The 7,939-nt window shown below is 59.8% G+C and carries 8 protein-coding genes; all 8 read right to left on the minus strand.

The window, feature by feature from the left end; genetic code table 11:
• Position 1: 1 nt before the first annotated feature.
• The 8 genes from Q0C17_RS16630 to Q0C17_RS16665 all read right to left on the minus strand — a co-directional run bounded on the left by Q0C17_RS16630 (position 2) and on the right by Q0C17_RS16665 (position 7,658).
• On the minus strand, positions 2–1,954 hold the full coding sequence (locus Q0C17_RS16630) for a conjugal transfer protein TraG (RefSeq protein ID WP_291208750.1): 1,953 nt from the start codon (positions 1,952–1,954) through the stop codon (positions 2–4).
• Positions 1,955–2,100: 146 nt separating this feature from the next.
• Positions 2,101–2,460, minus strand: a complete 360-nt coding sequence (locus Q0C17_RS16635) for a helix-turn-helix transcriptional regulator (RefSeq protein ID WP_291208752.1) — start codon at positions 2,458–2,460, stop codon at positions 2,101–2,103.
• 211 nt (positions 2,461–2,671) lie between these two features.
• Positions 2,672–3,541, minus strand: coding sequence for a hypothetical protein (locus tag Q0C17_RS16640; RefSeq protein WP_291208754.1), 870 nt, complete (start codon positions 3,539–3,541; stop codon positions 2,672–2,674).
• Positions 3,542–3,598: 57 nt separating this feature from the next.
• The gene (locus tag Q0C17_RS16645; protein ID WP_291208757.1) at positions 3,599–4,039 is read right to left on the minus strand and encodes a hypothetical protein; all 441 of its coding nucleotides are present in this window, start codon (positions 4,037–4,039) and stop codon (positions 3,599–3,601) included.
• 226 nt (positions 4,040–4,265) lie between these two features.
• The gene (locus Q0C17_RS16650) at positions 4,266–6,188 is read right to left on the minus strand and encodes a DUF3363 domain-containing protein (protein ID WP_291208760.1); all 1,923 of its coding nucleotides are present in this window, start codon (positions 6,186–6,188) and stop codon (positions 4,266–4,268) included.
• Between the two features lie 220 nt (positions 6,189–6,408).
• Positions 6,409–6,915, minus strand: coding sequence for a S26 family signal peptidase (locus Q0C17_RS16655; protein WP_291208762.1), 507 nt, complete (start codon positions 6,913–6,915; stop codon positions 6,409–6,411).
• A complete protein-coding gene (locus Q0C17_RS16660; RefSeq protein ID WP_291208765.1) occupies positions 6,912–7,154 on the minus strand; it encodes a helix-turn-helix domain-containing protein in 243 nt (80 codons plus the stop codon). The genes Q0C17_RS16655 and Q0C17_RS16660 overlap by 4 nt, the downstream gene beginning before the upstream one ends.
• A 180-nt stretch (positions 7,155–7,334) precedes the next feature.
• Positions 7,335–7,658 (minus strand): DUF736 domain-containing protein, encoded by a 324-nt coding sequence (locus tag Q0C17_RS16665; RefSeq protein WP_291208768.1) that lies wholly within the window; start codon positions 7,656–7,658, stop codon positions 7,335–7,337.
• Between the last annotated feature and the right edge of the window lie 281 nt (positions 7,659–7,939).

The following is a 7,939-nucleotide window of genomic DNA, read 5'->3' on the forward strand; positions in this document are numbered from 1 at the left end:
CTCAGAACCCTGGCATCCGGTCCGTGTCGCCCTGATCAAGACCGGCGACCCGTCGCACACTTCCGAGATGGGCGGCTTCCTCCGGGCCGGCCGACTCGTCCAGGTCCAGCGCCAGTTCAACGCCCTTCTCTTCCCGCATGCTGACGTCCGGCAGCTCGAGCTCCGGCTGCAGGCCGAGCCCCCCATTGCCCTCGCCGCCGGCGCCGCCGCCGCCTCCCGGCCGAATGCCGGTGCCAGCAACAACGCTCCCCCAGTCCTGGCATCGGTCGCCCGGTCTCCGCGCGACGGGCGCCGGGGCCAGTACCCGGCCGGTGAAATTCCCGTCTTCGAAATACCGCAGCTTCTTTGCGCGTATCGGCGGGGCGCCGGACACCATGACGATTTCATCCGTGGCCGGCAGCTGCATGATTTCCCCGGGTGTCAGCAATGCCCGCTGGGTTTCCTGGCGCGAGACCATCATGTGGGAGAGCCAGGGCGACAGCCGGTGGCCTGTATAGTTCTTCTGCGAGCGCAGTTCGGTCTTGGTGCCGAGGGCTTCAGAGATCCGCTTGGCGGTGCGCTCATCGTTAGTGGCGAACGCAACGCGGACATGGCAGTTATCGAGAATGGCGTTGTTCGGCCCATAGGCTTTCTCGATCTGGTTCAGAGACTGGGCGACGAGAAAGGCCCGGATGCCATAGCCTGCCATGAACGCGAGCGCGGTCTCGAAGAAATCGAGCCGCCCGAGCGCTGGAAACTCGTCCAGCATCAGGAGGAGCTTGCGCCGGGACGGGTCAGGTTCTTTTTCTGTCAGCCGGCGCGCGATCTGGTTCAGGACAAGCCGCATCAGGGGCTTGGTGCGCGAGACATCCGATGGCGGACAGGCGAGATAGAGTGACACGGGCCGTTCTCCCATCACAAGGTCATCGACAGACCAGTCACTGACGGAGGTGACTTCAGCTACGACGGGATCGCGGTAGAGGCTGAGGAAGCTCAGCGCGGTCGAGAGCACGCCGGAGCGTTCGTTCTCTGACTTGTTCTGGAGTTCGCGAGCCGCCTGCGCCACAACCGGGTGCGCGCCGTCACCGAGATGCGGCGTCGTCATCATCAGCCGGAGCGTGGCTGCAAAGGTGCGATCCGGATCCGACAGGAACCTAGCACACCCCGCCAAAGTCTTGTCCTCTTCCGCGTAGAGGACATGCAGGATCACGCCGACCAGTAGGGCGTGGCCGGTTTTCTCCCAATGGCTGCGCCGTTCGAGTGAGCCTTCAGGATCAACCAGGATATCGGCGATGTTCTGGGCGTCGCGTACTTCGCAAGGCCCGCGCCGGACGTCGAGCAGCGGATTGTAGCGGGGGCTGCGCACGTCGGTCGGATCGAACCGGATGCAATCTGAGAAGGTCGAGCGCCATCCCGATGTCAGCGTCCAGTTCTCGCCCTTGATGTCATGGATGACGGCGCTGCCGGTCCAGGAGAGGAGCGTCGGCACGACAAGGCCTACACCTTTGCCTGAGCGGGTTGGTGCAAACGCCATGACGTGTTCGGGGCCAGCATGGCGAAGGTAGGCGCCGCGATAGCATCCTAGGAACACGCCGTCCTTCCCAAGCAGCTTGTGACGGCTCAGATCCTTTTGCGTCGCCCAGCGCGCCGAGCCGTAGGTCGTCACGAACCGGGCATCCCGGCTGCGGATCACCGAGCCGGCAATGGCCACAAGGATGCCGAAGAGGCCGCCACTCGCCGCGATTAGGCCGGCCCTCGCAAAAACGTCCGGCGCGTAGGCTTCATAAGCGTACCACCACTGGAACAATCGCCAGGGCAGATAGACCGGCCGGTCAGCGACCACCAGCCAGGGCGCGCCGAGTGCCGGCTGGTGGCCGAGGGCATCAGCTGTCCACTGAGTGGCGAACCAGTGCGTCAAAACAATCACGATCAGCACAATGCCGACCTGTCCGAGCAGTATCTTTCCGGGATTCATTCGCGTTGACTCCAGCCTCAGGAACGAGGCCTCCATCATCGCTTAGCCGAAGCGGACCTGCCTAGTTGGCCGCGTTGCAAGCGCATGCAGGCTGAGACAAAGCAAAACAAAGCCTGCTGGAAATCAGGGCTCAGTAACACCCACGATCAGTCGCCGGCCATTGCCCGAAGCACCTTTGCCATCTTGTCCAGTGCAACACGTGAGGACGTGCGATCAATAACTGAATGGCATCTACGCCGTGCCCGCGTCAGCGCCGTATCGTCATCGCCGGTTTCATCGCCGCCCTCAAACAGCGCATCGACAGGCATAACGAAATACCGGGCAAGTTCGTACAGCATGCCGGCAGACACCCGGTTCGCCCCGGTCTCATACTTCTGCAGCTGTTGGTGACTGATCCCCAGAGCCCCGGCCAAATCGACGAGCGTGATCCCGGCCTCAACGCGCAGGCGGCGCACATTGGCACCCACCACGAGGTCAGCGGCAGCTGCTTTCCGGTCAGATCTCATCTTTGTCCGCTTCGCCACTGATCACCTCAGCTCAAAAAAACTGATGCAACACTACCGCTGCAAGCCCCCAGATAAACAGCCTCCGGGGTCGACGGCGCGGTTCAGGCTGAACAGTTTTGGGAATTCATTGCGAACTGCTTCGCATCGATTTTATACACCGACGAACATTATGTCAGAAGAAGTTCTCTTACAGACATGGTGCGGATCATTCCTAGCGATTGAAATCCGAGTTCGTAGGGGCTCCTGTTGGCATACCCTGCTGAATGGCATTCAATAAGTCTTCAACGAGATTTATCCATCTATCGGTGCGGTTCGGAAAAACCGCACCGATGTCGATCGAAACGTACGGCGAGAAATCAGGATTGTGATCCAGTGCTTCCTCGACACTGAGATAGCCACGAACGTTGATGATGTTTTGCATTTCTGCTGACGTGAGAAGCCAATCGTCATGATCGTATCCAAGGGGGCAATCGAACTCTCGCGCGAGTGCCAGTACATTGGCAACGAAAAGTGGTTTGAAAGTCCCAGTTTCCACAGAACGGAGAGTCATCTGCCCATAATCATGTATGCTAAGGATCTTGAGTTCTTTACCTTCAAGCATTGAGCGGACAACAATCCCGGAATTAATTTGTTCTGCCGAGTCCGTGCATCTTTTCTTTTCAAAATCAATTCGAAGTCCATGGTTCTTGAGGTGATCAACGAACCTAAGAATTTCTCTGAGCAATCCCGGATAGCTTTGTTCGATGAGCTCCTCAAATGGCGTGTTTTTAAATTTCAGTCGTTCAATGTAGCCCCCGTCAGTGTACTGTTTCTCATACTCAGGCTTCTGCCGCCTGATCTCGAGGCTTAACTCCAGGGCGTCCGCCTGCATTAGTCGCTTCACAAAACGCTTGCCGTGCAGCTCGATGATCTTCGATAGGATTTCTGGATCTAATTTCCAGAATGCTGGAGCGAGCCGTTCCAGCCCACGCACAAGGCGCCGGAGTTCTTCTGACGATCGATCAGCCATGCTGACCGTATTGGCCCAATTGACCTGGTCGAGCACTTTGCGAAGTTTTTCGGTAAGATGCTCTTCTGCCATCGAGTGCCCCTTGGCTGAATTTGTCACTCCATCTCAATATTCACCCGCCTTCAAGTGCTAGGAGAGATCCGGCGTCACTCCCCTGAAGAGTGGGAAGAAGAACGCTTCCGGACATTCTTCTGCGAGCTCTCTTATAGTTACTTGACCAGCAATAACTTTAGAGATGGTTGGATCGACAATGTAGTGGTTACCATAAAACCACGAAGCTGTTTTGCCGGAGATACGAAGTGCTTCTTCAGTGGTGCTCCAACCCGCCAAAGGCGTAGCGACCTCTATAAGCCAATACGGCTTTAAACTTTTGCTTAGCATCGTTTGCAAGAGCAAGTATTGTCCGTGGACGAGCGCGTTGGGAGTGACCGTTTCAAGCAAGATATCTCGCAGGATCGCCGGCAAGTCTTCGGCCAGCGCGTCGAGCACCGCGACAGCGGGAGAGTCTTTGACAATCAGATGGCCGATGTTTGACTGCGTCAGCGACTTTTTTGATCCACCGAGGCTCATTTTTGACCTCCCTTTTCTTGTTGTGCATTCACTCTCTGTACTTGCGGGGGAGCCGACAGACCCGGTTCCGACGGGTAATTGGCCTAATCGATATTCAACTGCAGTTTGAGCTGGCTGGAAGACTGATCAAGCAAGCCGTTGAGGAAACTTCTGAATACGCTTGGATTTTCTGCTTTTGCAACGGCCCATAAGCTTGGGGAAAGTTCTCCTGATTTGAGAATAAGATCTACCTCCCGAGCCCGCGCCCGATGCCGATTATCCAGCTGACGCCGCGCGCCGTCGGTGTGACCGTCATCTCCCTCCCCCGGTGACGCTCCATCTCCGGCCTCCATGGAACTAGCGCAAACTCCTGGCTGTTCCCGATCAGCGCAAGGCGTCCCTGCCCGAGGTCGATCGCCTTCTCGAACCGGCCCTCAAACCTTTCGCCCTGTGTGAGCTCTACAGAACCGCGCCCGGTTGCCGCTGCGAGTGTCCCGGATGTCCGGCTCAGTTCCATCGCTCTCAGGCGAATTCTAAGCGCCTCATCAACCTCGCTCACCCCATCTCCAAGCCAGCCCTCTTGCCGAAGGAAATCGAGCCGCGCCCTCCGCACTGTAGCGAGGTTATCTCCCGACAATTCGGCCGCATTTGAATCAAGCCAGGTGAGACCTGCATGCCGGACCTGATCCTTCAGAGGCAGCCATGACCTGACCTGGAGCTCAATGCGGCCGGTCCGGCTTGCGTCATATCGCATAGCCTTGTCGGCAAAGTTTTCCGGAATCGACCACGTACCGTCAGGGCTGCGCCCTGCAATACCTTCGCGCCTCAAGGCCTCCAGCCGCCTGACATGCCCCTGCCTCCAGGCCCGCGTCGAACCGAGTTCTGCATCCTCATGAAGCGCCTCGGAATAAATCCCGCCAGAGCGCTTCGCGATGCGCACAATCGAAGCGTCGATCTCCCTCAGCGTCGCACGCCGGGCGCCCAACTCGACGACAGCGCCGTCCGGCGGAATCGACCCCGGTTCTCTCATCCCGATATCCACCATCCATCGGCCGCCGTGGAAGTCTTCGACGACGAGACTTCGGCGGTCTAGCAGTTCATCCTCCGGCAATGAGGTCAGGACTGTCCCGACAAGGCGCTCCCGCCCGTGTGCGCCGGGATCGAACTGGCGCAGGTTTTCATCCGGCACATGGGCCTGGCCTTTTGCTGCCAGGGCCCGCAGCACATCGCCGCGGTGGCCCATGGCTTTCAGGGCTGCGTCCCAGCCGGGTGTCAATCGCCAAGCATCCCTGCCCGCCGGCGATGCAAATTTCAGAAATTCGAGATGGCGCAGCCTTGCCCTGCGGAGGGACTGCTCAAAACGCCCCGCCGGACCGTCCGCGTTGGGGACGCGGACCAGACCCTCCGACACGTCCGCAAGAATCGACCGGTCGAGGCCGGTAAAGCGCTCCTTCGTGACTTCGCTTTGCCTTGCCTCGGCAATCTCGAGATCACGCCTCGGCCCGAGGCGTTCGGTGACAATATCCTGCGCGCGGGTCGCAAGCCCCTCGCGGATATAGGCAGGCGCGATGACGAGGTCATTTCCGTCCGCGTCCTTGCCGCGGATCACGATGTGGGTGTGCGGATGGCCGGTATTGTGGTGATCGACGGCGAGCCAGTCGAGGCGGGTTCCAAGATCGGCTTCCATATGCGCCATCAGGGCGCGGGTCGTCTCCTTGAGATCCCCGAGCTGGCCAGCGTCCTCTGCCGACACGATGATACGGAACTGATGCCGGTCATCTTCGCAGCGCCCGGCGAACCCGTCTGCATCCGGCACGGCGCCCTCCCGGCCATAGAGCTCGCCACCTGAACCGTCCCGCTCCACACCGTCGCGCTGGATGTAGCCGAGATGCGCTTTCAGGGCGCCGGTCCCTCCGCCTTTCGGCGCCCGGGAAATATGAGTCTTCACGATCACCCGCCGCAGCCGGAAATCCGCGAGGCGCCGCCCCCTCATCTCGAGGGCGCGGGCGCTGGCGCCGCCGCGTCCGAGACCGGCGCCGGTGAACCGCGTCTTCCCGGGGGGGCGTCCAAGGCGGGCAGCGGCCTTCTTCAGCTGCTGCGCAAACCTAAGGTCGCCGCCGCGTCCCCGGTCCCTGATCCGTCCGAGCCGGGGCGTAAATTCATCGGTCATCGGCAGATTCCCTTATGGAGATATGGCGCCAGCCGGACCTGCAGCAAACACTGGCGATCCTGAAAAACCCGGCGTCTCGAACCGGTGCAAACGGCACCGAAAAATCGTTGTGCAGACAGGGCGAAAGGCAAGGCCTGGCGCCAGCTCTTTTAACTTGCCCTACCGGGTCCGCCTTCCTGATCCATGCACGCGCTTGCACTGCTTTGCCCTAGTTTGCAGATTACCCGTGAACGGATGAAATCATCACCGGTACCGCAACCCCGAGAATGTCCGCTTCGCGGACCGCTCCGAAATAGCGCCCATCTAGAGACGACGGGTGCGGCGAGAGAAGGAACAGCTCGCCATTCCTCAGCCTGACGCACCCGTTCCAGGCCGGTAGATCGCGACCTTCTTGATCCGATATGAGTGCTATCGCGACGAGCTCATCATTGATGAAAACATCCACTCCATCCCGGCAAATTTCATCTCCCGGCATCCCTGAAACCTGCTTCAGAAGTGGCCAGTCTTGACCGACATATCCACGCGCCTCAGCCCATTGCGCTGGCTCGCTCCTGGCTGAGAGAACGACCCATCTGCCCTTGGTGAATGGCTCGTCTCTCAGCCAGTACAGCCCCTCAGGCGCGCTCGCTGTCCGGTTCCAGAGGACCTTCGCCGGAGGATCAAACACGAGGCCAAATAACGCCGCTGATCCGCCCAGAACCAGAGCGAGCGCGTATCCGGATTTCATCGGGATTTCCCCGCCCGGCTGGATGTCGATGAGAATTCCCGGCGCCCGGACCAGTCGATCAGGCTCGCCCGCGTGTAGAAAACGCGGGTTCCGTGCTTGCGATAATTCGGGCCTTTTCCTTCACATCGGTAGTGATCGAGTGTCGAGCGTGTGAGCCTCAGGAAAGCAGCGGCTTCCTGCACGTTCAGGAGGACGTGTTCATCATTTGCGTCGGGGTTCGTCGGCATCATTTCGGACATCACGGGTTTCCTTTCTTCAGTTCGTTCGTGATGGGATGATGTTGCCAGCGGCTGCGCTGGATTGGAGGGGGAAAATCGCGCACGCGCATTTTCCCCCTCCCTTCAGAGCCGCGGCCTGAACACAGAAAAGCCGCCCCGGAGGTCTCTCCGGAGCGGCTCTTCGAGGCTGAATTCCTCGGCTTAGTCGCGAGGGTTCCAGAGGATCACGTGGCGGCCCTTCTTGCCTTTGACCGGGGCGAGGTTCGCGAAGATCTTCCGTGGACCGATCTGCGGATCTGCGAGCGTGATCGAGAGGTATTCCCGGCCCGAAGCTTTCGCCTTGCGCATCCAGCCGCCGCCGATTTCGGTCGAGGTTTCTCCGGCGAAGATGCGGTAGTCCGGCTGGCCTTCTCCGGCTTTTTCCGCGTTCTTCTCGATGCGGATCGCAGCTGACAGGTTCATCATTGCGAGGGTGCCTTCGAAGCCGGCTTTGGTTTCGGTGACATATCCGAGTGCGTTTGCCATGGGGGTCTCCTTTTCGTTTCCTTGGCTGTCTTCCGGGAACCCCTTGTTCCCGTCGACGCCGGACCGAAAGGACGGCCTGCGCCGGGTCTGAACCCGTCAGGGGCGAAACGAAGTGGAGCACCTGACCGGCGATGAATTTTGGTGCGCGAGGAATGCGCCGCAGGCGCAGGGGAAAATTCTTCGCCGGTCAGGTTTCAGGCCCGGCGCAGGTCGTCCAGGTCCAACGGCAAGAGACGGAAACAAGGGGTCCGCGAGAGGCAGGTTCCGGGAACGAATGAGGC

This window comes from Hyphomonas sp., from assembly GCF_022844445.1.
Lineage (GTDB): Bacteria > Pseudomonadota > Alphaproteobacteria > Caulobacterales > Hyphomonadaceae > Hyphomonas.

What these genes read in the sequence shown, in the direction of transcription:
- Q0C17_RS16665 (WP_291208768.1), bottom strand. Translation starts at nt 7,658, where the DNA reads ATGGCAAACGCACTCGGATATGTCACCGAAACCAAAGCCGGCTTCGAA.
- Q0C17_RS16650 (WP_291208760.1), bottom strand. Translation starts at nt 6,188, where the DNA reads ATGACCGATGAATTTACGCCCCGGCTCGGACGGATCAGGGACCGGGGA.
- Q0C17_RS16630 (WP_291208750.1), bottom strand. Translation starts at nt 1,954, where the DNA reads ATGAATCCCGGAAAGATACTGCTCGGACAGGTCGGCATTGTGCTGATC.
- Q0C17_RS16635 (WP_291208752.1), bottom strand. Translation starts at nt 2,460, where the DNA reads ATGAGATCTGACCGGAAAGCAGCTGCCGCTGACCTCGTGGTGGGTGCC.
- Q0C17_RS16655 (WP_291208762.1), bottom strand. Translation starts at nt 6,915, where the DNA reads ATGAAATCCGGATACGCGCTCGCTCTGGTTCTGGGCGGATCAGCGGCG.
- Q0C17_RS16660 (WP_291208765.1), bottom strand. Translation starts at nt 7,154, where the DNA reads ATGTCCGAAATGATGCCGACGAACCCCGACGCAAATGATGAACACGTC.
- Q0C17_RS16640 (WP_291208754.1), bottom strand. Translation starts at nt 3,541, where the DNA reads ATGGCAGAAGAGCATCTTACCGAAAAACTTCGCAAAGTGCTCGACCAG.
- Q0C17_RS16645 (WP_291208757.1), bottom strand. Translation starts at nt 4,039, where the DNA reads ATGAGCCTCGGTGGATCAAAAAAGTCGCTGACGCAGTCAAACATCGGC.